The sequence below is a fragment of the Roseateles sp. P2_H4 genome (assembly GCF_056403315.1).
Map to the genome: position 1 here is coordinate 66,974 of NZ_JBFUFR010000025.1, position 25,675 is coordinate 92,648.

At 68.6% G+C, this 25,675-nt stretch carries 20 protein-coding genes; 5 read left to right on the forward strand and 15 right to left on the reverse strand.

The genetic code is table 11. The annotated features are described in order from the left end of the window. Positions 1–1,120 precede the first annotated feature (1,120 nt). The 6 genes from AC1DW3_RS19080 to AC1DW3_RS19105 all read right to left on the reverse strand — a co-directional run bounded on the left by AC1DW3_RS19080 (position 1,121) and on the right by AC1DW3_RS19105 (position 9,509). Complete coding sequence (locus tag AC1DW3_RS19080) at positions 1,121–3,826, reverse strand: bifunctional acetate--CoA ligase family protein/GNAT family N-acetyltransferase (RefSeq protein ID WP_477933791.1); 2,706 nt, start codon at positions 3,824–3,826, stop codon at positions 1,121–1,123. Positions 3,827–3,829: 3 nt separating this feature from the next. Next, positions 3,830–4,903: an NAD(P)-dependent alcohol dehydrogenase gene (locus AC1DW3_RS19085; protein WP_477933793.1), complete on the reverse strand. Its 1,074-nt coding sequence runs from the start codon at positions 4,901–4,903 to the stop codon at positions 3,830–3,832. A gap of 139 nt (positions 4,904–5,042) precedes the next feature. Continuing rightward, the gene (locus AC1DW3_RS19090) at positions 5,043–5,522 is read right to left on the reverse strand and encodes a carboxymuconolactone decarboxylase family protein (RefSeq protein ID WP_477933795.1); all 480 of its coding nucleotides are present in this window, start codon (positions 5,520–5,522) and stop codon (positions 5,043–5,045) included. 49 nt (positions 5,523–5,571) lie between these two features. Then, positions 5,572–6,522 carry an RNA polymerase sigma factor SigJ gene (sigJ, locus tag AC1DW3_RS19095; protein WP_477933796.1) on the reverse strand — a complete coding sequence of 317 codons (951 nt, stop codon included), beginning with the start codon at positions 6,520–6,522 and terminating at the stop codon, positions 5,572–5,574. Positions 6,523–6,579: 57 nt separating this feature from the next. Next, positions 6,580–8,385: a glycoside hydrolase family 9 protein gene (locus tag AC1DW3_RS19100; RefSeq protein ID WP_477933798.1), complete on the reverse strand. Its 1,806-nt coding sequence runs from the start codon at positions 8,383–8,385 to the stop codon at positions 6,580–6,582. Next, positions 8,382–9,509 carry a hypothetical protein gene (locus tag AC1DW3_RS19105; protein ID WP_477933800.1) on the reverse strand — a complete coding sequence of 376 codons (1,128 nt, stop codon included), beginning with the start codon at positions 9,507–9,509 and terminating at the stop codon, positions 8,382–8,384. The genes AC1DW3_RS19100 and AC1DW3_RS19105 overlap by 4 nt, the downstream gene beginning before the upstream one ends. 261 nt (positions 9,510–9,770) lie before the next feature. On the opposite strand from AC1DW3_RS19105, the gene AC1DW3_RS19110 reads away from it, so the two are divergent. The 5 genes from AC1DW3_RS19110 to AC1DW3_RS19130 all read left to right on the forward strand — a co-directional run bounded on the left by AC1DW3_RS19110 (position 9,771) and on the right by AC1DW3_RS19130 (position 16,401). Beyond that, the gene (locus AC1DW3_RS19110) at positions 9,771–11,021 is read left to right on the forward strand and encodes an ROK family transcriptional regulator (protein WP_477933802.1); all 1,251 of its coding nucleotides are present in this window, start codon (positions 9,771–9,773) and stop codon (positions 11,019–11,021) included. 63 nt (positions 11,022–11,084) lie between these two features. Further along, the gene (locus tag AC1DW3_RS19115) at positions 11,085–12,032 is read left to right on the forward strand and encodes a carbohydrate kinase family protein (RefSeq protein WP_477933804.1); all 948 of its coding nucleotides are present in this window, start codon (positions 11,085–11,087) and stop codon (positions 12,030–12,032) included. Beyond that, positions 12,029–13,261 (forward strand): MFS transporter, encoded by a 1,233-nt coding sequence (locus AC1DW3_RS19120; protein ID WP_477933806.1) that lies wholly within the window; start codon positions 12,029–12,031, stop codon positions 13,259–13,261. The genes AC1DW3_RS19115 and AC1DW3_RS19120 overlap by 4 nt, the downstream gene beginning before the upstream one ends. Before the next feature lie 76 nt (positions 13,262–13,337). Next, a complete protein-coding gene (locus tag AC1DW3_RS19125) occupies positions 13,338–15,974 on the forward strand; it encodes a TonB-dependent receptor (RefSeq protein WP_477933808.1) in 2,637 nt (878 codons plus the stop codon). Positions 15,975–16,026: 52 nt separating this feature from the next. Next, the gene (locus AC1DW3_RS19130; RefSeq protein WP_477933810.1) at positions 16,027–16,401 is read left to right on the forward strand and encodes a hypothetical protein; all 375 of its coding nucleotides are present in this window, start codon (positions 16,027–16,029) and stop codon (positions 16,399–16,401) included. A gap of 1 nt (position 16,402) precedes the next feature. On the opposite strand, the gene AC1DW3_RS19135 is transcribed toward AC1DW3_RS19130, so the two are convergent. The 9 genes from AC1DW3_RS19135 to corA form a co-directional block, all read right to left on the reverse strand. Beyond that, a complete protein-coding gene (locus tag AC1DW3_RS19135) occupies positions 16,403–17,146 on the reverse strand; it encodes an ankyrin repeat domain-containing protein (protein ID WP_477933812.1) in 744 nt (247 codons plus the stop codon). 28 nt (positions 17,147–17,174) lie between these two features. Further along, on the reverse strand, positions 17,175–17,699 hold the full coding sequence (locus AC1DW3_RS19140) for a hypothetical protein (protein ID WP_477933814.1): 525 nt from the start codon (positions 17,697–17,699) through the stop codon (positions 17,175–17,177). 56 nt (positions 17,700–17,755) lie between these two features. After that, entirely contained in the window at positions 17,756–19,336 is a 1,581-nt protein-coding gene (locus AC1DW3_RS19145) for a hypothetical protein (protein WP_477933816.1), read from the reverse strand. Beyond that, on the reverse strand, positions 19,333–20,199 hold the full coding sequence (locus tag AC1DW3_RS19150) for an ABC transporter ATP-binding protein (RefSeq protein WP_477933818.1): 867 nt from the start codon (positions 20,197–20,199) through the stop codon (positions 19,333–19,335). Before AC1DW3_RS19150 ends, AC1DW3_RS19145 begins: the two co-directional genes overlap by 4 nt. 121 nt (positions 20,200–20,320) lie before the next feature. Then, entirely contained in the window at positions 20,321–21,016 is a 696-nt protein-coding gene (locus AC1DW3_RS19155; protein WP_477933820.1) for a phosphodiester glycosidase family protein, read from the reverse strand. Beyond that, positions 21,013–21,219 carry a DUF3820 family protein gene (locus AC1DW3_RS19160; RefSeq protein ID WP_477933822.1) on the reverse strand — a complete coding sequence of 69 codons (207 nt, stop codon included), beginning with the start codon at positions 21,217–21,219 and terminating at the stop codon, positions 21,013–21,015. The genes AC1DW3_RS19155 and AC1DW3_RS19160 overlap by 4 nt, the downstream gene beginning before the upstream one ends. Then, positions 21,216–21,881 carry a response regulator gene (locus AC1DW3_RS19165; RefSeq protein ID WP_477933866.1) on the reverse strand — a complete coding sequence of 222 codons (666 nt, stop codon included), beginning with the start codon at positions 21,879–21,881 and terminating at the stop codon, positions 21,216–21,218. The genes AC1DW3_RS19160 and AC1DW3_RS19165 overlap by 4 nt, the downstream gene beginning before the upstream one ends. A gap of 17 nt (positions 21,882–21,898) precedes the next feature. Further along, positions 21,899–24,589, reverse strand: coding sequence for a DUF4118 domain-containing protein (locus tag AC1DW3_RS19170; protein WP_477933824.1), 2,691 nt, complete (start codon positions 24,587–24,589; stop codon positions 21,899–21,901). Continuing rightward, positions 24,580–25,548, reverse strand: coding sequence for a magnesium/cobalt transporter CorA (gene corA / locus AC1DW3_RS19175; RefSeq protein ID WP_477933826.1), 969 nt, complete (start codon positions 25,546–25,548; stop codon positions 24,580–24,582). Before corA ends, AC1DW3_RS19170 begins: the two co-directional genes overlap by 10 nt. Between the last annotated feature and the right edge of the window lie 127 nt (positions 25,549–25,675).

Sequence of the window (25,675 nt, forward strand, 5' to 3'; positions counted from 1 at the left end):
AGATCAACGCGTGCATGTTCCCTTCGTCTTTTGGCTTGTCATGCTGATCGCTGGGTGTGCGTGGGGCGGTGAGTCGGAGCGTACAAGTTCCCTCATTGACCGCAATCTAATCGCAGTGGAGTCCACGAAGGATCGTGCGGAGCGCCTGCGGCTGACGAGCGACTTGGTCGAGTACTGCGCCTCGCCGCTGGGGAATCGGCCCCTCGCTTTGAGTGAACTCCAGATTGCTCGCCTTGTCCGCCTGCTAGTCGACTCCGACCCCTGGGTACGCGCCAATGCGGCCGCTTGCCTGGGCTTTGACGGTCCTGCGGCGGCCAGTGCGTTGCCAGCGCTGCGAGAAGCCCAGCGCACGACGCCGCCAGTTGAATATCCAGGCTTTCCTGGTCTGCGGCAGTCGACCCAGCCCAGGGATCTCATCTCAAGCGCCGTCCGCCGCATCGAAGGCGTTATCCCAGTGCATAACGCAGTCAGCGCCCCGTCCTCGAGCGACTAACCTGCCAGATCGATGTGTTACTGCGTGGGGTGATCTGGCGCGAGAAGCAGACAAACCGAGTCGCTCGGCGGGGACTTCGCAACGAACGCTCGCGAAGCGATTTCGAGTCGCCCGCTTGAGGACTAGCCTCATCAGCTGCCGGCCACAAACAGGCAGTCGCAAACGACCGCTCCGCGGTAGTCCGGCTCGCCACATGTGGAAGTTCAGCAGTAGCATCTATCGATGCACAACCACCCGACATCTGCGGTCTGGCTCACGTTGGGTTGCGTCCTGTTCGCGCTCGCCGTTATCCACGCCTGGGTAGTACTGAGGCTTGCAAGTGCGAGGCCCGATGAGCGAGCCTGGGCCATGAAACGCAGGACGTACTGGCTGCTACTTCTGGCGTTCGTGAATCCGCTGATGCCACTCACCGTATTGATCGTTCTTGCATTCGCATTCAAGTCTGTCAGCGACAGTGAGGCGCCGGAAGGTAGCTTGATTTCGACAAGCTGACAGCGGCCCCCCCATACGGTCGCGGTTGTCCTGAAGGTCGGCTCTGCGGCATCGAATCTGACGGGGCGAACGGCAGCAACGTCGATAGCTGCCGTCAGGTTTGCGTTGCAAGGACGGCAGCCGGCCGGAAGCTGCCTAAGCGTTCGCGGCAACGGACGAACAGCGCCTCCCCGGCGCTGCGACCGTGGTCAGGTCCAGCACGTAGCGCAAGGCCTCATGGTCCGACCCTGGCGTGTCCAGCCTGAAGCCGGCCTGCGTCGCCAGCTCCCGCATACCCGTGTTCTCGCGCAGCACCAGCGCCACCAGGCGCTGCGTGCCGTGGCCTTGAAGGTAGCCCACCATCTTGTCGAGCAGGCGCTGGCCCAGGCCCTGCCCTTGCACCTCGGCCGCCAGGATGATGGCGAACTCGGCCTCGACGTTGTCGGGGTCGGCCACGGCGCGCACGACGCCGAGCGTGCGCTGCGTGCCGTCGGGCTGCGCTTCGAGCACGACGAAGGCCATCTCGCGGTCGTAGTCGATCTGCACCAGGCGGGCCAGCTCGCTGCGCGGTAGCTCGCGTCGCAGGCTGAAGAAGCGCAGTCGGATGTCCTCGGGCGCAAGCTGCTTCGCGAACGCGAGATGCCGCGCCTCGTCCTCGGGCCGGATCGGCCGCACCAGCAGCTGCCGGCCCTGCCAGGTCCAGGTCTCGGCGAGTTCGGCCGGGTAAGGCTGGATCGCGAAGCGCGACGTCCCGGCGCTGGCCGCCCGGGTGACACGCAGGCGGGCGTCCAGCGCGATGACGCCGTCGCTGTCAGCCAGCAGCGGGTTGATGTCCAGTTCGGCCAGCTCGGGCAGGTCGGCCAGCATCTGCGAGACGGTCACCAGCACGTCGCAGATGGCATCGATGCGCGCGGGCGCATGGTCGCGATAGCCGGCCAGCAACCTGGCCACGCGGGTGCCGGCCACCAGCTCGCGGGCGAGCACGCGGTTCAGTGGCGGCAGGCCGATGGCACGGTCGGCCATCACCTCGACCGCCGTGCCGCCCTGGCCAAACAGGATGACCGGACCGAACACCGGGTCGACGCTGGCGCCGACGATCAGCTCCTGCGCATGCGGCCGGCGCACCATGGACTGCACCGTGAAGCCGGTGATGCGCGCCGACGGCTTGATGGCGCGGACCCGCGCCAGCATCTGCTTGGCTGCCAGTTGCACGGCCGCGTCGTCGCACAGGCCGAGCGCGACGCCTTCCACATCGGACTTGTGGCTGATGTCGGGCGACAGGATCTTCAGCGCGACCGGATGGCCGATGGCACCTGCGGCCTCGACCGCAGCATCCGCCGAGGGCCCGACCGCAATCGTCGGCACGACCGGGATGCCATAGGCCTGCAACACGGCCTTGGCCTCCAGCTCGTCGAGCATGTCGCGGCCGGCGGCGAGTGCCGCCTCGACGACGGCGCGCGCCGCCGCACGGTCCGCCGGCCCGGCCTCGCTGGCCGTGGGCGCCTCGGTGAGCAGCGCCTGGTTGCTGGCGTAGCGGGTCAGCATCGCGAACGCGCGCACGGCCTCCTCGGGCGTGTCGTAGCCGGCCACGCCCGCGCCCTCAAAGACACGCCGCGCCTCGGCCACGCCGGCGTCGCCCAGCCAGCAGCTCATCAAGCGGCCAGCCGCCTCACGGGCCAGCGGCGCGCAGGCCAGGGCAATGTCCTCGCTGCGCACGATGGCCGTCGGCGCGTGCATGAACAGCACCGTGCCGGTGTCGCGGTCGTCCAGCAGCGCACGCAGTGTGGCGGTGTAGCGCTCGACCGGTGCGTCGCCAATGATGTCGATGGGGTTGCCGTGCGACCAGGTGGGCGGCAGCACGCTGTCGAGCTTGCCGCGCAGCGCCTCGCTCAGGGGCGGCAGCTCGACGCCGGCCAGCGCGGCGGCATCGGCCGCCATGACGCCGGCGCCGCCACCGTTGGTCATCAGCGTCAGGCCCCGCTGCGGGTTGCCTCGAAAGTGCGCCAGCGTCTCGGCCGCCATGAACAGGTCTTGCAGCGTGTCCACGCGCAGCATGCCGGCGCGGCGGATGGCCGCGTCGATCACCACGTCCGACCCCGCCAGCGCACCGGTGTGCGACGCGGCGGCCTGCAGGCCCTTGCCGGCGCGGCCGGCCTTCACCACGATGACCGGCTTGTTGCGCGCCGCCGCGCGCGCCGCCGACATGAATTTGCGCGGCGACTCGATGGATTCGATGTAGAGCAGGATGGCCCGCGTGTGCGGGTCGCTGGCGAAGTGATCGAGCAGGTCGCCGAAGTCCACGTCGGTCCGCTCGCCCAGCGACACCATGTGCGAGAACCCGATGCGCCGCGAGCGCGCCCAGTCGAGCACCGCCGTGACCAGCGCACCCGACTGCGACACGAAGGCGATCTCGCCGGGCAAGGCGTCGACATGGGCGAAGCTGGCATTCAGGCCGATGCGCGGCGACAGCAGGCCCAGGCAGTTGGGGCCGAGCAGCCGCAACAGATGCGGCCGGGCGGCGTCCAGCGCAGCCTGCTTCTGAACAGCGTTCAGGCCCGCGGTCATGACGATGGCGGCCCGCGTGCCCAACTGGCCCAGTTCAGCGATGAGGCCGGGCACCGTGTCGGGCGGCGTGCACAGCACGGCCAGGTCGGGCGGCTCGGTGAGGTCGGCGACGCGTGCCGCCAGCACCACGCCGTCCAGCTCGGCGTGCTTGGGGTTGACGCCGAACACGGCGCCCGCAAACGTGCCGGCGCGCAGGTTGCGCCAGACCGTCGCGCCGACGCTGCCGGGACGGTCGGAGGCGCCGACCACCACGACCGAGCGCGGTGAGAGAAGCTGGTCGAGGTGGCGGATGCTCATAGATCAGGGAGTTATGGCGACCTTGAGCACGCCGTCGCGCTGGTGGCCGAACAGCTCGTAGGCCGCCTCAATGTCGTCGAGCTTGAAGCGATGGGTCACCATGGCTTCCAGGTTGACGCGGCGCGCGGCGATGACGGCCATCAAGCGGCGCATGCGCTCCTTGCCGCCCGGGCAGAGCGTGGTGACGATTTTGTGATCGCCCAGCCCGGCTGCAAAGGCGCCAAGCGGGATGGTCAGGTCGGTGGAATAGACGCCCAGGCTGGACAGCGTGCCGCCCGGCCGCAGCACGCGCAGGCAGGCCTCGAAGGTCTGCTGCGTGCCCAGCGCCTCGATGGCGACGTCCACGCCCCGGCCGTCGGTGAGGCGCATGATTTCCTCGATGGGGTCGACCTTGCTGGCGTCGATGACATGGTCGGCGCCCATCTGCGTGGCGATGGCCAGGCGGTTGGCCAGGCGATCGACGCCGATGACCATGGACGCCCCGCTGAGCTTGGCGCCGGCCGTGGCACACAGGCCGATGGGGCCCTGCGCGAACACGGCCACCGTGTCGCCGATGCGCACGCCCGCGCTCTCGGCGCCACTGAAGCCGGTGGACATGATGTCGGGGCACATCAGCACCTGCTCGTCGGTCAGCGAGTCGGGCACCGGCGCCAGGTTGGCCATCGCGTCGGGCACCAGCACGTACTCGGCCTGGCATCCATCGATGGTGTTGCCGAACTTCCAGCCCCCCATGGCCTTGAAGCCATGCGCCGTGCCGGCGCCGTCCTGCGAGCCGCAGCCGCACAGGCAGGCCGTGCTCCAGCCGCTGGGCGTGATGGCGCCGGCGATGACACGCTGGCCCTCGCGGTAGCCGCGCACGCCCGAGCCGAGCTTCTCGATGACGCCCACGGGCTCGTGGCCGATGGTCAGGCCGCGCTCAACGGGGTACTCGCCCTTGAGGATGTGGATGTCGGTGCCGCAGATGGTCGTCGTGGTCACACGGATCAACGCATCCTGCGGGCCGACATCGGGCATGGGCTTGTCGTCCAGCACGATGCGCCCGGGCTCGACAAAGACAGCGGCTTTCATCATGGCCATGGCAAATCCTCCAGAAGGCGCTACGCGCCCGGAAGGTTTCCATGACGTCAGACCACCCTACTCCGAGACTTTGCCCAGGTGCAGGGTGGAAGCGCCGTTGCAGGGTAGGACGCGAGGCCGGCGGCCGCTTTGCGCCAGATCAGTTCAGGCCCGCCTTGTCCAGGCCGAACATCTTGTCCGCCGACCCCGGCACATTGCGGACCGCCACATTCATGCGGTTCCAGCCGTTGATGGCGGCGACGCGCCAGGTCAGCTCGGACAACTCTTCCGGCGAGAAATGCTCGCTGACCTCGGCATAGGCGGCGTCGGAAATGCCCTCGGTCGGGATGTGGGTCAGCAGCTCCGTCCAGGCCAGGGCGGCACGCTCCTTGGGCGTGAACAGCGGCGACTCGCGCCAGATGGCCACATGGTGCAGGCGCAGCTCGCGCTCGCCGTGCATCTTGGCCTGCTTGACGTGCATGTCCAGGCAGAAGGCGCAGCCGTTCATCTGCGAGGCGCGGATGTCGATCAGCACGGCCAGGGTCTTGTCCATGCGGAAGGCCATGCTGAAGTCCAGGTACTTCTTGGACAGGTCGGCGGACTGGCGGAAGTAGTCGAGGCGGGCGGTATGCGTGCTCATGGCAATGTCCTTGGGGTGTGGCGGGCCCGCGGAATCGCCGGCCTCACACTCAAGACGGATCAGCCGCGGCGTTTGTGACACGCATCCTGATCCCGCTGAGCTTGTCGGGGTTGCGCTGGATATAGACAGCGCCCACCTGGCCCGCCTCGGCGGCCGGCGCCAGCGCAATGGTCTGCACCAGGCGGCCGCCAGCGGCGTCATCCACGATGAGCACACCCGGCAAGCCGTTGACGCTGGCGGGCACCAGGCGCCAGCCCTGGCTGGTCGGCATCTGCGCAAAGCCGATGAAGGTGCGGGCGATGACGGCACCGCCATGCAGCGGCTTCGGCACCGCGCTGACCTTGCCGCCGCCGTCGGCCATCAGCACGGCGTCTTCGCTCAGCAGCTGGGCCAGGGCCGACACGTCCTGGCTGCGCACCGCGTCCATGAAGGCGCCGACCAGGCGGTCCGCCTCCTCCTTGGCCACTTCGCGCCGCGCATAGTCGGCCTTGATGTTCTTGCGCGCGCGGCTGATGAGCTGGCGGCAGGCGGCCTCGCTGCGGTCCAGGTGGCGACCGATCTCGTCGTAGTCCAGGTCGAAGACGTCGTGCAGCAGGAAGGCCGCGCGCTCCAGTGGCGACAGGCGCTCCAGGGCCAGCATGAAGGCGATGGACACGTCCTGGGCGAACTCGGCCTGCTTCTCGGGGCCGGGCGCCCAGCCGAACAGGGCCTCGTCCTCCAGCATGGGCTCGGGCAGCCAGACGCCAACGTAGTGCTCGCGCTGCACGGCGGCGGAGCGCAGCCTGTCCAGGCAGAGATTGGTCACCAGCCGCGAAAGGAAGGCGCCTTCGTGTTGGACGCTGGCCGCATCCACCTCGGCCCAGCGCAGCCAGGCCTCCTGCACGATGTCCTCGGCCTCGGCGCGCGAGCCGAGCATGCGGTAGGCCATTGCGCGCAGGCGGCGCGCGTGGTCACGGTCAAAGCGCAGGGCGCGGGCGGTTGGCGAGAGGTCGTCGGTCATGGCGGGAGTTTCGTGTCTCAACCCCCTCCTGACGCAACAGCCCCCACGTTTGTGACATCAGCGCGCGGTCGCCACCGCGGCCAGCAGCATCCAGGCCGAATGCGGAATCCATTGCTCCACCCAGCGCCACTGCTCGCCATCGGGCCCGGGGCCGAAGGCGATGCCCTCGCCGCTGTCACTGCCGACCGCGCCGGTGATGCCGTTGGAAATGCCGCCGGCAAACATGTCGCCGGCGCTGGAGGCCACCGTCGGCGGGTTGCGCTTGCCAAAGCCGTAGAGCATGGAGATGCCATAAGGGTTGCGGCCCAGCGTCCAGTCGAGCTGGCTCTGCGAGAAAGCCGCCCAGCCCTCGGGCATGCCGGCGCCCAGTTGGCGGCTGGCCACGGCCATGGCCGTGCTCAGCGAGGCCAGCCGTGCGCTCTCGCCCTGCCACCAGTAGCCGGTCTCGTTCTTGTGCGGGATGAAGAAGCCTTCCATCACCTCGCCTTCGGCCTTGCCGTTCGGTGCGAGCTGGAAGGCCTGGCGCGCATAGCCGTAGGGGTTGGACACTCGCTGGGTGATGGCGACTTCATGCTTCAGGGCCGCGGCGATCACGGCGGTCGCGCGGCCGCGGCGGGCCTGCTGCGTCTCGATGGCGAGGTAGTGCGACAGGCTCAACGCGGGCAGGCCGGCTTCGACCGCGTGGTAGTAGGGCCGTGCACCACCATCGCTGATGAAACCGCCGGCAGCGGTCTGGCGGCCCATCAGGCTCTCGGCCCGCAATCGGGCCGCATCGAGAAAGCGCGGCTCACGCGTCGCATGGAAGAGCTCGACGGCCGCCATCAGCGCCGTGTAGTCATCGATGATGTTCTCGATGCCGTTGGCCGTGTACTGCGCGTTGAACTGCTGCAGATGGTCGAAGGCCTTGACCGCATCGGCCAGATAGGTCGCGCCACTGAACTCGCCCTGCCGGCCTGATTGCTTCGCCAGCAGCGAGGCCCGCGCCAGCGCCGCGATGGCCATGCCGCCGCCCGCGCGGTAGGCCGAACGATAGAGCTGGGTGTATTTGCCGTCCTCGCCCTCGTAGCCGACCACCATGCGCTCGGCCTTCTCGTCACCCCATTTGTCGAACACCGTCGTATAGAAATAGCCCTCGGCGTCGAGGATGCGGTGCAGATAGTCCGCACCCCAGAAGGCCTCGTTCTCAGCGCGCTTCAGCAGCCCGGCACGGCGGTAGAGATCGGCCGAGGTGTGGGCCGTGTAGGTCAGCGCCCAGGCCGCCATCGACGTCTGCTGCGGATTGAAGAAGTTGGCATAGCCGAGGTGGGACAGATATTTGCCCGTGTCGCCGCCGGCATCCTTCCAGCCGCCATGCACGTCGACGAACCTATCCGTCTCGAAAATGCGGATGCGGCTGTCACCCTTGCCCGTGTGGCGGCTGCGGTGGAAGTAGTCCAGCGTCTTGTCGGCGATGGTCGTGAACAGGGCCTGGTCCCGCACCGGGACCGGTGCCGACAGCGCGCGCTTGTTGCCCAGCGTGGCCTCGACGCGATAGACGCCCGCCTTCTCGATGGCCGAGAAGTCGACCTCGAAATAGCGCTTGCCCGCGCCCCATGCCGAGAACTCGGGCAAGGCCTTCAACTCCCCCTGGGCAACGAGCTTGCCACCGGCCAGCACACGGTAGCGCCCGGCTTGCGCCGGGCCCGTGGACTCGACGACGGCCTTTTTGGGGCCGACGCGTTCCAGCGCCACCTGGTTGATCTGCACCAGCAGCGGATCGGTCGGCAACTTGACCGACACCGTCGTCACCGGCGCAGCCGCCTCGGTGGCCACGCACAGCGGCGCTGCGGCCACCAGGGCCGCTGCAATCAGGATTCGCTTCATTCCCATGCCATGTTCTTGGACCACTTGATGCCCGAGGTCGGGCACTTTCCGCTGTTGTTCGGGTAGCTGGCGTTGATGACCGAGTTGACCGTGCTGACGCTGTTCATGGCCGGGTTTTTCTTGTAGATGTCCAGGGCCATGCTGGCGCGCCAGCAGTTGCCCGCATCGTCGCCCAGGCTGGAGGACTTGAGCCAGCGGATGTACTGGTCGGTCAGGTAGGTGGCGAAGCAGGTCTCGTTGCTCATGCTGCCGCAGTTGCCGGCGTTCTTGACCGAGGTGAAGGCCGACACGCTCCCAATGGAGCCGGTGTTGACCTGCACCTGGAAGGCCAGGCCCACGAGGTTGTACTTGTCGAAGGCCGTGAAGCCGACGCCCTTGAGCGCGCTCAGCACCGGCAGCAGCTTGTCGTTGTTGATGTGCGCGTAATGGCTCATCACATACTTGTCCTGCTGGGTGTCGAAGGCGGACTGCAGCGCCTTGCAGATCTTGGTCAGGGCCGCGCGCTTGGTGGAGTTGGAGCGGCTGAGGTTGGGATAGGGATCGAGCCGCTCGTCGTCGGCCTTGAAGTTGCTGGCCGACACGCCGGTGACCTGCACGCCCCAGTTCTTCATGTCGGTGTTGGTCGCACCCGTCTTGCCCAGCACATAGGGTGCGAAGGCGTTCTTGAAGTAGTCGGGGAAGTCGCCCACCGTCGTCACGCCGACCGGGCCGAAGGTGTTGCCGCGGTAGTCGGAGATGCCGACGCTGGCCTCGTAGTCCACCTCGCAATAGCGCCAGGGGCCGACGTCCTGGTAGTTGGTGGTGCCGTTCTCCGGGTAGGCGTCCATGCTGAGCACGGCCTGCCACTGGGCGACGGTGAGCTTGCGGTTCTTGTCGAAGACATTGCCCCAGACGCGCGAGTCCCCCACCGGGATGACGCCGCTGGCTGCCGCCGGCTGCACGGCCGTCACCAGGGCCTGGCCGCTGGCGGTCTCGGTCTTGGTGTAGAGCCAGCCGTCCTGCACAAAGGCGCTGGCCTTCTCCGTGCTGCGATTGCCGGCCGCCAGGGCCAGGGACGAAACACCGAGCAGCGCGAGCGCCGCGCAAGAGACGATCCGGCGAACGCTGGGTCGAAGTGATTGCATGTTTGCCTCAACGGAAGTCAGTGGCGGGTGCCACGGGTGGTTGTTGCCCACGGCCCGCGCATCGGCGCGCCGCCGTCAGAGGAGCGCGCCTTCTGCAGCGCGCCGGCTTGGACCTCGGCGGCGAATGTAGTGAGGCCACTCCACTTCGTCAATATTTAAATCCATTGGTTGTTTGTATTTGTTTCATCGAGCGCCGGAGAGCCGGTCCGACCCTGAGACAGAATGCGCCCACCGTCATCCCCGGCCCAGCTTCGAGCACGCATGAGAACCATTGGACGAGGAGCCACCCAGCAGTCCAGCGCACCCTACAACCGCCGCGTTGTGCTGGACTTCATCCGCCAGCAGGGCGCCGCCTCGCGCAAGGACATCGCCGACATGGTGTCGCTGAGCCCGCAGACGGTGGCCAACATCACCAACGACCTGGAGGCCATCGGCCTCATCGTGTCGCGCCGGCAGAAGGTGGACAAATCCCGCGGCCAGCCGCCCATCGCCTTCGAACTGAACCCGCAGGCCGGCAACTCCATCGGCATCAGCCTGGAACCGGGCCGCGCCTCGGCCGCCCTCGTCAACCTCGTCGGTGAGGTGCGCAGCCGCTGCGAGGTCGAGATGGACAGCAGCGACCGCCGCCAGATGCTGGCCGCCATGCTGCAGCTCGTCGCCCAGTTGCGGCGCGAATCGACCGAGCGGCTCTGGGGCATCGGCGTCGCCCTGCCCGGCCCCCTCGGCCATACCGACATCAGCTTCATCGGCCCGACGGCGCTGGAGGGCTGGAACGATCTTTCCGTGCTGGACGAGCTGCGCGAAACCACCGGCCTGCCCCTCTTCTACCGCGTCGACAGCGTTGCCGGCGCCCTGGGCGAGACGCTCTTCGGCGTGGCCCGCCACCTCGACGATTTCTTCTATCTGCACCTCGGCCTCGGCCTGGGTGGAGCCCTGGTCATCGGCCGCTCGGCCTACCCCGGCGCCGACGGCAACGCGACCGAGATCGGCCACGTGCCCATCGTGCCGGGCGGCACCGCCTGCTACTGCGGCAACCGCGGCTGCCTGGAGCGCTATCTGTCCATGCACTCGCTGGCCGAGGCGCTGGGCGTGTCTGACCACGATGTCTGGAGCGTCGACCTCGCCCAGCGCCTGCAGCAGCCCGGCGACACCGCCCTGCACGGCTGGTGCCGCCAGGCCGCCGACCGCCTGCGCGACGCCGTCTGCATGATCGAGAACATGCTGGACCCGCGCTCCATCGTCATCGGCGGCTCGGCACCCAAGGTGCTGGTGGAGCACCTCGTGGCCCTCGCCCTGCCCTGGCACCGCTCGGTGCGCGGCGGCGTGGCCGAGCCCGAGACCCGCATCGTGCTGTCGGACCGCCAGGACGACAGCTCCATCCTCGGCGCGGCCGTGCTGCCCATCTACGAGATGCTGTCGCCCCGCCTCGAAGTGCTGCAGCAGGAGCGCCGCCCCGAGGTCGACGTGGCCGAATTGCTGGGTCACAAGCCGCCCACCAGGCGTGCCGGATAAATATTTCAATCCATTGGATTTATTTATTGACAGGCCATTTCCAGGGCTCCTATAGTTGGCGCCATGGACACGGATCGCGCACTTTTCAGCCCCCAGCTCAGCATCGTTGGCGACGTCGGCGTCGATCTCGTTCTCGGCTCCCTCGATGGTTGGCCCCGCATCGGCACCGAACTGCTGATGCCGCGCAGCGAGTTGCGCGCCGGGGGTTCTGCCGCGAACGCCGCGCTGGCGGCGCGCCACATCGGCCAGCGCACCCAGCTCATTTCTGCGGTGGGCAACGATCACTTCGGCCAGTGGCTCGGTGAGCAGTTCACCGGCCTGCGCACCAACCTGGAAAGCTGCGCCAGCGAGACCACCATCTCTGTGGGCCTGATGCACGCCTGCGGCGACCGCAACTTCTTCACTACCCACGGCCATCTGCAACAACTGTCGGTCCAGCATGTGCTGAAGCATCTGCTGCCCAGCGACGTGCCGGCCGTCGCCCTGTTCACGGCACCCTTCCTGCTGACCGAGCTGCGCGCCCGCTACGCCGATTTGCTCGCCGAAGCGGCCACCCGCGGCTATGCCATCGCGCTGGACACCGGCTGGCCGCCCGAGGGCTGGACGCCCGAGGTGCGCGCCGAAGTGCTGGGCTGGCTGCCGCACTGCGACCACCTGCTCATCAACGAACTGGAAGCGCGCAGCATCGCCGGCACGGAAGACCTGGACGCCGCCCTGGTGCTGATCGCCCGCGCGCTGAAGCCGGGCGCCAGCCTCATCGTCAAGGTCGGCGCGCGCGGGGCCCTGGGCTTCGAAGGCGGCCGCCGCAGCGAGCACGACGCCGAGCCCGCCGACATCTTCGACACCATCGGCGCGGGCGATGCCTTCAATGCCGGCTACCTCTCGGCCCGTCTGCGCGGCGCCCACCTGGCCGAGGCGCTCGCCGCCGGTTGCCGCACGGCGCGCGCCATCCTGTCGCGCTTCCCGCGCAAGACCATCCGCGCTGGCGAGTTCGCCGACTGCATCGCATGAAGCACCGCGCCCTCATCGTCGGCTACATCCTGCTGATCTGGTTCGTGATCTCCTTCGTCACCAACCTGATCGGCCCGCTGATGCCGATCATCATCCAGGACTTCAAGCTCAGCCTGGCGATGGCCGGCTTCCTGCCCTTCTCCTTCTTCCTGGCCTACGGGCTGGTCTCCATCCCCGGCGGCATGCTGGTGGAGGCCAGGGGCGCGCGGCTCACCATCCTGGTCGCCTTCGCGCTCAACCTGGCCGGCTCGCTGGCCATCGCGCTGCTGCCCAGCTACGCGACGGCCATCGGCGGCCTCTTCGTCATCGGCCTGGGCATGGCCCTGCTGCAGGTCGTCATCAACCCGCTGATGCGCACGGCCGGTGGCGAAGCCCACTTCGCCTTCTTCTCGGTGATGGGGCAGCTCGTCTTCGGGCTGGCGTCCTTCCTGAGCCCGATGGCCTTCCAGCTGCTGATGGAGCGCCCGGGCGCGGCCGGCAGCCCGCTGGTGTGGGTCGCCTTCTACTGGATCTTCACGGCAGCCTTCGTCGCGCTGATCATCACCAACCAGACCCTGCCCCTGCCCCGGGTCGAGCTCAAGGACGATGAGCGCGCTGGCGGCTGGGCGGCCTACAAGGAACTGCTGGCGCGGCGCGATGTGCGGCTCTTCTTCCTGGGCATCATGGCCTACGTCGGCACCGAGCAGACGCTGGCGAACTGGATGTCGCAGTTCCTGTCGACCTATCACGGCGTTTCGGCCACCGACGCCGGTGCCGACGCGGTCGGCCGCTTCTGGGGCCTGATGTCGCTGGGCTGCCTGCTAGGCCTCCTGCTGCTCAAGCTGCTGGACTCGCGCGTCGTGCTGGCCGGCTTCACGGTGCTGGCCATGGGCAGCGCGGCCATCGCCCTCTTCGGCCCGGCGGCCGCATCGCAGCTGGCCTTCCCCGCATCGGGCTTCTTCCTGTCGGTGATGTTCTCCGTGGTGTTCTCGCTGGGATTGAATTCAGTGCCGCGCCACCACGGCGCCTTCTCCGGCGTGCTGTGCACCGGCATCCTCGGCGGCGCCATCGCGCCCATGATCGTCGGCGTGCTCGGCGATGCCATCGGGCTGCGTGCCGCGATGTCCACCGTCTTCCTGACCCTGGCCTACATCCTGAGCGTCAGCGCCTGGGCCAGGCCACTGGTGCGCAACGAGACCGTCTCGCTGGCGCAGCTGTTCTCACAGACCAAGCCCAAACCGGGGGCCTGATTTCCTGACTCAAACACGCCGTGGCTTTCGGGCCAGGACGGCGGCCGCCCATACACATCAAAAGGAGCCGAGAGCGATGAGACCGAACCGAGCTGGATTCACCCAAACCGTCACCGCTGCCGCAGTCGGCCTGCTGGCCGGCGCGGCCTTCGCGCAGGACACGACGACGGACAAGGAGAACGCCAAGAACGAGTTGCCTACCGTCACCGTCAGCGCGACACGCGTCAACTCCAACCTGCTGAAAACGCCGGTCGCCGTCACCGCCATCACGCAAGAGGCGCTGAGCCGCGAAGGCATCCACGACGTGCGCGGCCTGTCCGGCACCGTGCCCAACCTGCAGATCTCCTCGGGCGCCGACTCGGGCATCCAGATCAACATCCGCGGCGTCGGCTCCACCAACTTCACCGAGATCGGCGACCCCGCCGTCGGTCTGCACGTGGGCGGCCTCTACTCGCCGCGGCCCCAGGGCGCGCTGGCGCTGATGTTCGACCTGGAGCAGGTGGAAGTGCTGCGCGGCCCGCAGGGCACCCTGTTCGGCCGCAACTCCACCGGCGGCAGCGTCAACATCATTCCGGCCAAGCCCGAGTTCGGCTCCACCTACGGCAATGTCGAGGCCGACTTCGGCAACTACCGCAAGCGCCAGGTCAACCTGATCCAGAACGTCGCGATCAACGACAAGTTCGCGCTTCGTGCCACCGTCAGCAAGGTACAGCGAGATGGCTGGATCAACCAGCAGCAGGACTTCACCGACGTCAACCTGCCGGCGCATGGCTTCGTCGCCGACGGCATCCCCGATGTCGACCAGCGCCGCAACACCCTGGTCTCCAAGAGCAGGTACTACTACAACCGCGACGAATGGGCGGCCCGCATCGCCGGGCGCCTGAAGCTCAGCGACAACGTCGAGTGGCTGCTGGCCTACGAGAAGTTCCAGAACAACGGCGCCGGCGACGTCGCGATGAAGGATTGCGACATGGCGGCCGGCACCGCCTTCGCCTGCACCGGCGGCAAATGGGACGTCAAGATCAACGTGCCCGGCAAGACGGACATGTCCATCGGCACGCTGCGCTCCAACCTGGTGTGGAACCTCAGCCCCAGCAGCAGCCTCGAATATGGCTTCGCCTTCGCCAACCAGAAGCGCACCCAGCAGGCCGACGACGACGGCGGCTACCACCCCATAGCCAGCCAGGTGACGGCCAGCCTGCCGGTCGGCCCCGATGGAGACTGGGGCACCTGGCCGATCAGCGACATGACCTCGCTGACGCTGGGCTCGAGCTACAAGTCCAGCGTGCACGAACTGCAGTTCAAGCACCACAGCGACACGCTGCAGCTCGTCACCGGCCTGTTCTGGATGCACGAGAAGAACGCCATCGACTATGCGCAGGAGCAGCTCGTCACGGCACCCTTCGGCTTTCCGACCAGCCAGTTCTATCACCAGCCCGACCGCCAGATCGACGCCAAGGCCGTCTTCGCCCAGGCCGACTGGAAGTTCACGCCGACCTGGACGGCCACGCTGGGCGCCCGCTACAGCTACGACAAGAAGACCGACAAGGGCGGCCAGGTCTTCGGCGGCTGGGACGGCTCCACGCCGGCCTACTACAACGGCCTCTATCACCCCGGCACGCCCGGCGACCCGGGCTTCCGCGCGCACAACGGCCGCGATCTGACCGAGCAGATGGGGCCCTTCGCCGGCACCGGCGCCTATGCCGAATGGGGCGCCCCGGCGGGCAACGACAACTCGGAGAGCTGGAAGAAGATCACCTACCGCCTGGGCCTGCAAAAGCAGCTCACGCCGCTGGACATGGTCTACACGTCCCTCTCCACCGGCTACAAGGCCGGCGGCTTCGGCGACAAGGACGACCGCTGCGGCGGCCACGACTGCGTGGACGGCCCGGCCGGCCCGCAATACACCTTCTTCTCCTACAAGCCCGAGACCGTCACCAATCTCGAGTTCGGCTACAAGGGCCTGATGCTGAACAAGCGCCTGAGCCTGTCGGCCACCGTCTTCTTCAGCCGCTACAAGGACATGCAGGTCACCGGCGACAACTTCGCCTCGCGCATCAAGCGCTCCACGCCCTGCCCCGACGACAACCCGACCTGCGACATCGTCACCAAGTGGCAGACCATCAACGTCGGCGTCGTCAGCATCCCGGGCCTGGAGCTGGAGGTCGACTACAAGCCCTGGCCGGGTGCCCGCCTGGGGGCCTTCTTCAGCTACATCAACAGCAAGATGAAGGACTACCCGTCCTACAGCGACACCTGGAACTGCGGCGTGCGCGACGAGGTCGGCGCACCGCATTGCCCCGACCCCTACAGCGGCCCCAACCGCGAGTTCGCCGGCCGGCAGATCCTGGACATCACCGGCCACCACCTGCCGCTGTCACCCAAGTACAGCTTCGGCATCAACTTCTCGCAGAGCTTCATGTTCGGCGAGGGCTGGGAGCTGACGCCCTGGGCCAACCTGAAGTGGCAGGACAAGATGTACTTCACGATGCTCAACCTGGACAACCCGCACATCTCCGACGGACAGAAGGCCTTCACCAAGATCGACGCCAGCCTGAAGCTGCAGGCCCCCAAGTACTGGCGCGCCGAGCTCTATGTGTTGAACGCGACGAACCGAATGACGAAGAACGCGGTGCAGGACGGCGGCGGCTTCGTGCGCGCCTACTGGAACGACCCCCGCACCTACGGCATTCGCGTAGGCATCGACTACTGAGCCGGAAAAACGAGGCCGCCTATCATGACCCTGTCACGAGCAGCAGGCGGCCATGCCCTACCGCATCACCTGGGAACCGGAAGGCGTCTACCGAACCTACTTTGGGGACGTCACCATCGCGCAGCGTCGCGCTTCCTTCGACGCCATCGCCGGTGACCACCGCTTCGACGGCCTGCGCTATGCGCTGACCGACTATCTCGCGGTGGAGCGCTATGAGGTGACGGCGGAAGCGACGGCCGAGATCGCGGCCCTGCACATCGGGCCGCTCTTCACCAACCCGGGCGTGCTGCTGGCGGCCGTCACCGATCGGCCCGACATCCTCACCGCGATCGACGAGTTCCGACGCTATGCCTTCGTCACGGCGCCGTATCGCGTCTTCGGCACGGTGGCCGAGGCCAGGGCGTGGATCGCCAGCCAACTGGGCTGAGCTAGCGGACGTAGCGATTCGGCACATTGCCCAACCGCGGCGCCGGGCGCTGCTGGGCCGCCAGCAGCTCGGCGATGTTCGCGTAGACGTCGGCCTCGGCCCTGTGCATCTGCGGCAGCAGGCCGAGCTGGGCATAGGACAGCGGCGTCACGTCATAGCAGACCGTCTCCCAGTCGAAGCCTCGCCCCCAGGTGATGCCCTGGAGTCGCACATCGGCCCGTGCACCGGCCGCGAGCAGCAGGCGCATCAGGGGTGCAGACCGATTGGCATTCGAGTTGACCGTGTGAAAGAGCGGCGTCTGCCCGTTCAGCCCGTCGGCATCGACATCGGCCACCGCGTTCGGGTCTGCACCCAGGGCCAGCAGGCGCTCGGCCACCGCGAGATGGCCGTACTCGGCCGCGACGTGCAGCAGCGTGGCGCCGTCCAGCGGCGTGAAGGTGCAGCGCATCCGCGTGCGGTGCTGCAACAGCGCTGGTTCCGCCGCCACGGCCGCAGCCAGCGCGTCGGCGTCGTTGAGCAGCACGGGCGCGAGCCGGGGGTCGTCGAGCTGGGCACCGCTGTCCAGCATCAGCTTCAGGCAGGCGGGGAAGCCGTCCGAGCGCCAATACATCTCCAGCAGATGGGTGACGGCCGGCTTGCCGTCAATTCGGGCGCGGGCATCGAAACCGGCCTCGAGAATCGCGCGGATCGCGCCGGCGTCGTGGGTCTCGAAGGCGCCGAGCAGCCGTTCGTGGAGGGCTTTCACAGCGGGCGATGCTACGCCGCCGCAGGCCTCAAGGGCAGCGCAGGAAGTTGCCCTGCACGGTGCAGCTGCCGCGCGGCCCGATCAGGTTGGGGCCGACGCGGGTCAGCGTGGCGCCATCGCTGGTGATGCAGGTTGCCGCCGTGCAATGGGTCACCGTGACGGGTGGTTCCGGGCGCGGCACGGTGACGATCACCGCGGGCGGCGCCGGCATGGCCACACGCGGCGCAGCGGGCGAAGCGGGTCGGGCTGGAGCGACCCAACTGTGCTGGGACGGCGATGGCGAGGTCGTCAGGCCGCCCAGGCAGGCATCGGCCACACGCTTTCGCACCGGCTGCAGCCTTGCGGCCACCGCCTGCTGACGCCGTTGATCCGACGGGGTGGCCGATGCAGCCGCCGAGGCGGCGATGGCGTCCTCGGCCTCTTCCAGCGCCTGCAGCGCAGTACGGCAGGCAGGCGACTTCGGCAGCTGCTCCCCGGCGTGGACCGTGCCGCCTGTCAAGGTGCACAGCAATCCACACAGGCGAACGGCTCGGGCGAAGGAATCTGCGGTCATGGCCCCTCAATCTTGCGCCGTTTCAAGCCGCCGCGCTGTAGGCCGCGGCCTGCGCCTCAGGTCCGACGCAGCCGGGGCAGGGCCAGCAAGGCCGTGAAGCCCGCCACACCCGCCAGCGCATAGCCCGCCGCGCTGGCCGCGCTCGCGTCGCCCACCAGGCCCAGCAGGTCCAGGGCCGGCACGCCGGTCTTCTGCATGTCCAGGTAGAGGGCGAACAGGAACAGGGCCAGGAAGGTGCGCGAGCCCTGCGTCAGCCGCCCCAGCAGCGTTGCCGCGGCGCTGAGGAAGAGCAGGCCTGCCACGCAGGCCAGGGCCAGCCGGGGCGCGTTCATGCCCATGTGCAGCAGGGCCGGCAAGGCCAGCAACAAGCCCAGGCCGAAGGCCGCCAGGGCCTGGCGCCAGCCGCGCTCCAGCGCGCCACCGGGCACGGCGCTGGCCAGGGCCAGGGTGCCGCTTTGCAGGTCTCGCGAGCTGACATCGGCCACGGCGATGCCCCAGGCGCAGAGCGTGCCCGCCAGCACCGCCGGCAGCAGCGCCGCAGGCACGAAGGCGCTCRCCACCGCGCCGGCCAGCATCACCAGCGCCAGCAGCGGCTGGCTCAGCAGCACCAGGCCGACGTCGGCCAGCCAGCGGCCGGGCAGGCCGGGCAACCGGGCGCCGGCGCTCATCAGCAGGGCGAGCGCACGGGTGAAGGGGCGCATCACCGGGCCCAGCAGCCATTGCAGCGCCAGCACCAGGCGCCAGCGGCCGCCCGGGTTGCGCAGCTTGACGCGGTCGGGGGCATAGCGGTGGAAGAGCAGCACGGCCGGCACCAGGGGCAGCAAGGCCACCAGCATCGCGCCCACGCGCAGGGCCACCAGTTCCGAACTCCACAGCCCCGCCGGCATGTGCAGGATCGGCAGCGTGGCGTCAAAGGGCGAGCCGCCGACGCTGATGTGGTTCACGTCCATCAGCCGGCTCACGCCCACCAGCAGTGGCGACATGCCGTTGACGTCGAACACCTGCCAGCCGCTCAGATGCACGACACCGCCTTGCCCCAGCGTCGCCGGAACGAAGGCGAACTGCAGCATCCACAGCAGCCAGTACAGGGCGTCGCCGCGCTTGCCCATCAGCGGCAGCCAGGCATCCGCCAGCACGGCCAGGCTGGCGCACAGCATCAGCCCGGGCGCCAGCCCGAGCACCAGCATCTGCAGATAGGGCAGCGGCTGCAGCGGCCCCTCACCGCGCACCAGCTGCAGCACCCACACCGTCAGCATGACGACGGCGCCGAGCGAGAACAGGAAGCCGAAGGCGCCCAGCCAGCGCGCGCCCAGCAGCTGGGCGTTGTTGACCGGTGTGGCGGCCAGCACGCCGGCCGTGCCGCAGCGCAGGTCCTCCTGGGTGCGCCCGCGCGCCAGGTAGAAGCCCGCCAGGCCGAACAGCAGCGAAGCGATCAGATTGCTCGCGAAGGCCAGGGCCTGGCTCTCGTAGGCAATGCGCTGCTTGCTCACCACCATCATGGCGGCACCGCTCTTCGGGTCCAGCACCATCAACCAGCTGACGGCCACGACGGCGAGCAGGATGACGACGCTGCTGACGCGCCGGCTGCGCAGCCGCCATTCGTTGTGCACCAGGGCCTTGTACAACGCGGTGTTCATGCACCCACCCGCGCATCGGCATAGCGTTGAGCCATCAAGGCCTCCTCGAGGCTGGCGTTGGCCGGCTCGGCCTCGGCAAAGGGGCGCGACGGGTGCGTCATGCGCACCTGCATGCGGCCGCCCTGGGGCTGGGCCTGCAGCACCTGCACATGGCCCTTCAGCGCCTCGTAGTCGGCCGGTGCGAGCAGGGCCGTCCAGACCTTGCCCGCGGCGCGTGCCAGCACGGCCTCGGGTGTTTCAAACGCCACCAGCCGGCCCTGGCGCAGGATGGCCAGCTGCGATGCCATGTTCTCGACGTCCGACACGATGTGGGTGGACACGATGACGAGGCGCTGGCGGCCGAGGTCGCCGAGCAGATGGCGAAAGCGCAGCCTCTCCTCGGGGTCCAGGCCGGCGGTGGGCTCGTCGACGATGAGCACGTCGGGGTCGTTCAGCAGGGCCTGCGCGATGCCCAGGCGCTGGCGCATGCCGCCCGAGAAGCCGGCCGCCGGGCGGTGGGCCTGCTCGTGCAAGTTCACCAGCTCCAGCAGCGTCTGCAGCCGCTGCCGATCCCGCACGCCCTTGAGGGCCGCGAAGTACTGCAGGAATTCCAGCGCCGTCAGATGCGGGTAGACGCCAAAGTCCTGCGGCAGATAGCCCAGGCGGCGGCGCATCAATTCGGGCTTGGCGACGATGTCCTCGCCGTCCAGCAGGATGCCGCCCCGGGTGGGCGGCGTCAGCGTGGCCAGCATCTGCATCAGCGTGCTCTTGCCCGCGCCGTTATGGCCGATCAGGCCGACGACGCCGGGCTGGAGGTCCAGCGACACGCCGTCCACGGCATTGAGTTTTCCGAAGCTTTTGGTGACGTCTTGAATCTGCAGCACGGCCACTCCTCGTTATGCGAATGAGCGGCAGCCTAGGGATGGCGGCAGTGATCGCCAACAGCCTCGCGACAGACCGTCGAGGGCGCGGCTCAGGCCGGCAAAAGCGCGGCCTGGGCGGTTGTCATTCGATGGTGCCGAACAGCGGCCCGAGTTCGCTCCAGCGGTCGTTGCGACCGAGGCCGGGCGAATAGAGGCTGGAGACGGCGCCGTCCAGATAGAGGGCGTCTCGGCAGTGCAATGCGTCGCGGAAATGGCTGGCGAATTCGTGCAGCGTGACCGGCCGCTCGGAGATGACGAAGACGGCCTGCGATCCCGCTGCACAGACGCCATTGCGGATGTAGCGCGACGCCGAGTTCGGGCTCAGGGCTGGGTGAATCTGGCCCTGCTTCAGCAGCAGCGGCCCGGACTGGGTGGCGAGCTTCACGCCGTCGCTTGACGGCGGGTAGTCCACCGCATCGACGACATGCGGACCCCTGGCGTCGATGAAGAAGACGCCATTGGGCTTCAGGAAGAAATTGCCCTGGCCGCCCGCAGGATTGAGGGGCGCCAGCTCGCGGCCGTCGATGACGAGCAGGCCGACCGGGCCGGCGTCGGCGTGATACATGCCGGCGTTCATGCCGAAGGCGAGCGTCTTGCCTTGTGTTTTCAGCCAGGCCGCCAGCCGGTCCAGGCGGCGCAGCGGCCTGCCCTGGTCGTCACGCCAGAACAGGCGCAGCTTGTCGGCCTCGACCCGCACGACGGTGTAGCCACCATCGCCCTGCGCCGCGCAGCCCAGGCTGGCCAGCAGCAGGCTCAGGGCGAACAGCACCCGCCTCATCGCAGCGGCCTCAACAGCTCGCGCAGGCCGTTGACATCCATCTCGTGCATCAGTGCCAGCAGCCGCCCGATCTCGCCCTTGGGAAAGCCTTCGCGCGCAAACCAGGCCAGGTAGTTGCTGGGCAGGTCGGCGATCCGCGTGCCCTGGTGCTTGCCAAAGGGCATCTCGGTCTTCACGAGCTTGGGCAGGTCTTCAGCATTCATGTCTTGAGTCGATAGCCCACCCCCGCCTCCGTCACCAGCCACTGCGGCCGGTTGGGGTCGGTTTCGAGCTTCTTGCGCAGATTGGCCATGTGCACGCGCACGTAATGCACATCCTCGGCATGGCCCGGGCCCCAGACGGCCTTGAGCAGGTGCTGATGGGTCAGCACGCGGCCGGGCGCGGTGGCCAGTTCCTGCAACAGGCGGTATTCGATGGGCGTCAGATGCAACTCCTCGCCCGACTTGATGACCGTGCGCAGCGCGCGGTCCATGGCGATATCGCCAAAGCGCAGCACGGGGTCGGCCTCGTTGCCACCACCACCGTGCCGACGCAGCTGCACGCGCACGCGAGCCAGCAGCTCGGCCACGCCGAAGGGCTTGACGAGGTAGTCGTCGGCGCCGGCGTCCAGGGCCTGCACCTTGCGCTCCTCGCCCTCGCGGGCCGACAGCACGAGGATGGGCGCCTGCGACCAGCCGCGGAACTCACGGATGAAGTCCAGGCCGTCGCCATCGGGCAGGCCCAGGTCCAGCACGACCAGCTCGGGCCGGCGCGTGGCGGCATCGATGAGGCCGCGTTGCAGCGTCACCGCCTCGAACACCTCCAGGCCCTCGCTCTCCAGCGCCATGCGCACAAAGCGCCGGATCTCCGGCTCGTCCTCGATCATCAACACGCGGGCGGCGCTCACTCGGGTTTCTCCACCGGGGGCTGACCGAGGGGAAGTTCCACTCGCACACAGGCGCCGCCGGTCGCCACATTGTGGGCGCTGATGCGGCCGCCATGCGCCTCGACGATGGCCTTGCAGATGGCCAGTCCCAGACCGACGCCGGGCGTCGCGCTCTCGCGGTCGCCACGCTCGAACTTGTCGAAGAGCTGGGCCTCGCGGCCGGCCGGGAAACCGGGGCCGCTGTCGGCCACGTCGATCTCCACATGACGGCCGGCCGTGCGCGCGCTGATGCGCAGTCCGCCGTCCGAGTACTTGGCCGCGTTCTCCAGCAGGTTGACGAGAACGCGTTCGATCAGCACGGCATCCAGTTCGACAAGCGGCAGTTCGGCCGGCAGCTCCACGATCACGTCGCGGCCCGCCAGCATTTCGTCCAGGCTGGCCAGCGCACTGCCAACCACCTCCTGCAGCGGCAGCCAGTGGCGGTTGAGCTGAACGGCGCCGGACTGCAGCCGCGCCATGTCAAGCAGATTGCTGACCAGCGCGCTCATGCGCAGGGCCGAGCGGCGCATTGCGTCGGCCACCTCGGCCTGCTGGGCCTGCAGTGGCGTCAGCTTGAGCGCATCCGCCAAGCCGACGAGAGCCGCCAGTGGCGTGCGCAGGTCGTGGGAGATGGCCGTCAGCAGCGAGTTGCGCAGGCGCTCGCTCTCGATCTGCAGCGTGCTGTGCTGGGCCACCTCGATGTAGTGAATGCGCTCCAGCGAGATCGCCAGCAGCGCCGCGCAGGTGTCGAGCAGCTCGCGCTCCTCGGGCGACCAGCGCCGGCCCTGGCCCTCCACCGCCAGCACACCACGCAGCCGCATGGGCGCGGTCAGCGGCAGCATCAGGCAGGGGCTGGCCGGCAGGGTGTCGGTGCCCTGCCCCGCCGCCTGGCCATGGTCGAAGGCCCATTGGGCGACGCCGAGGTCGGGCTGGGCGCTGGCTGAACCGGATACAGGCAGCACGGCCAGCACCTCGCGGCCCGGCGTCGCGCCAAGCGGTGGCGCCAGCACGGCCGACGCGGCGCCGAACTCGGCACGCAGGAAGCGCGTCGCGATCTCGGCCACCTGTTCGGACACCAGGGCGGCGCCGAGGTCGCGCGACATCGCATAGAGCCCCCGCACGCGCCGCTCGCGCTCCTGCGCCGCTCGCGCCTGGGCCTGCAGGCCCGCCGCCAGCTGGCCGATGACGAGGCCAACCAGCAGCAGCACGGCGAAGGTGACCAGGTATTGCGCATCGCCGACGGCAAAGGAGCCCCTGGGCTCGACGAAGGCGAAGTCGAAGGCCGCGACGCCCAGCAGTGCCGTCAGCGCCGCCGGCACGCGGCCAAAGCGCAGCGCCACACCGACGACGTTGAGCAGATACAGCATGGCGATATTGGTCGGCGCCATGAAGTCCAGCAGGGCATGGGCGATGGCCGTCGTCAGCACGACGCCGGCCAGGGCTGCCGCATAGCCGCGCAGCGCCTGTGGCGCCAGCAGGCCGCGTGGCATGCGCGCCTGCGGCTCACGCTCGCGCGCAGCGGTCGGCAGTGCGACCTGCAACACGTCCATCTCGTCGGCCAGGCGGTTCAGTGCCTCGGCCAAGGAAGGCCGCCCGGGCCAGCGCCAGGCCTGCTCGCGCCGGCCGACCACCAGGCGAGCCAGGTTGTGCTCACGCGCGTAGCCGACCAGGGCCGCGGCGACCTCGGGCGCCGACAGCTCGGCCGTGCGTGCGCCGAGTGACTGCGCCAGCTCCAGCGTGCGCTGCACACGCTGGCGGGCGGCGTCGCTCAAGGTTCGCGCTGTCTGCACGTGCACGGCATGCCAGTCCAGGCCCAGCTGCTGCGCCAGCCGCGCGGCGCTGCGCACCACCTTGTCGCTGGCCGCACCGGGGCCGACGCAGGCGAGCAGCGATTCGCGGTTGGGCCACACCGTGCCCGCGCTGTGCTCGCGGCGGTAGGCCTGCATCTGGTCGTCCACGCGGTCGGCCGTGCGGCGCAGGGCCAGCTCGCGCAGGGCCAGCAGATTGCCCTTGCGGAAGAAGTTCTTGGCTGCGCGCTCGGCCTGCTGCGGGAGATAGACCTTGCCTTCTCTGAGCCGCTGCAGCAGCTCGTCGGGCGGCAGGTCCACGACGACCACTTCGTCGGCTGCATCGAAGACCTTGTCGGGCAGGGTCTCCCAGACGCGGATGCCGGTGATGCCGCCAACAACGTCGTTCAGGCTCTCGAGGTGCTGCACGTTCAGCGTCGTCCAGACCTCCACGCCGGCCTCGCGCAGCTCCTGCGCGTCCTGCCAGCGCTTGGTGTGGCGCGAGCCGGGCGCATTGCTGTGGGCCAACTCGTCCAGCAGCAGCACGCCGCCGGGCTCTGCCGCGCTCCAGGCCAGCGCCGCATCGAGGTCGAACTCGCGCAGCGTCTGGCCGCGGTGGGCGATGTCCTTCAGCGGCAAGCGCTGCAGGTCGCGCGCGATGGCCTCGGTGTCCGCCCGCCCATGCGTCTCGACGACGCCGACGCGCACCGCCCTGCCCTGGCGCTGGGCCGCGTGCGCGGCGGCCAGCATCGCGAAGGTCTTGCCGACGCCGGCATTGGCGCCGAAGAAGATCTTCAGCCGGCCGCGCTGGGCGGCAGCTTCGTCGCGCTGCAACTGGGCCAGCAGCGCATCGGGGTCGGGGCGGGTGTCGGTCACAACCATCCGAGGCGCTTGAAGCGCCAGTACAGCGCGCCGCTGACGAGGACGATCACGGTCAGCGCCATCGGGTAGCCGAAGGCCCATTTCAGCTCGGGCATGTGCTCGAAGTTCATGCCCCAGATGCCCGCCAGCGCGGTGGAGGCCGCAAAGATGGCGGCCCAGGCGGCCAGGCGCTTGGTGACGAGGGACTCGTCCAGCGTGACGAGGGTGAGGTTGACCTGGGTCGCCGCGATGATGGTTTCGCGCGCGGCGTCGATGCTGGCCTGGATGCGCAGCAGGTGGTCGTAGACGTCGCGGAAATAGTCCTGCAGGGCCTTGCAGACGACGGGCACGCGGCCACCATGCAGCTTGGCCGTCACCTCCAGCAGCGGCGTGACCGCATGGCGCAGCGTGGCCAGGCGCTGCTTCAGGCCGAACAGGCGCTCCACAACGTCCTGGCGGTTCTGGCGGGGCTGGAACATGGTCGCCTCCAGTTGCTCAAGCTCGGCCTCGATGGCGTCCATATGAGGGAAATAGCGGTCCACGACCGCGTCCATCAGCGCATAGAAGACGAAGCCCGGTCCCTGGCGCAGCAGATCGGGCTCGCGCTCGGCACGCCCGCGCACGCCGAGGAAGCCCTGGGCGCTGCGGTGGCGCACCGACACGATGAAACGCGCGCCCACGAAGACATGCACCTCACCGACTTCCAGGCCCTCGGGGCCGTCTTCCAGCAGGTGCATGGCGGCGAACAGCATGTCGCCGTATTCCTCGAGCTTGGGACGCTGATGGCCCTTGCGGGCATCCTCGACGGCCAGAGGCGGCAGGTCCAGCTCGCGTTGCAGCAGGTCGAGTTCGGCATCGCTCGGGTCGCGCAGCGCGATCCAGACGAAACCGGCCGTGCTCTCCAAGGCTTCGGAAACGCCTTCCAGGCTCGGTTCGGCCACGACGCGGCCATCCTCGTACACGACGCTGTTGATCAGCATGGCGGTCTGCCTGGAGTCATCTTGCGGTCATCGTCGCATGCTCCAGCGCGAGATTCAGGGCCAGCACGTTTTGGAACGTCATCCTGGAAATCGCGCCGTCAAACCGCCGACAAGAAGGCGGCGGGCG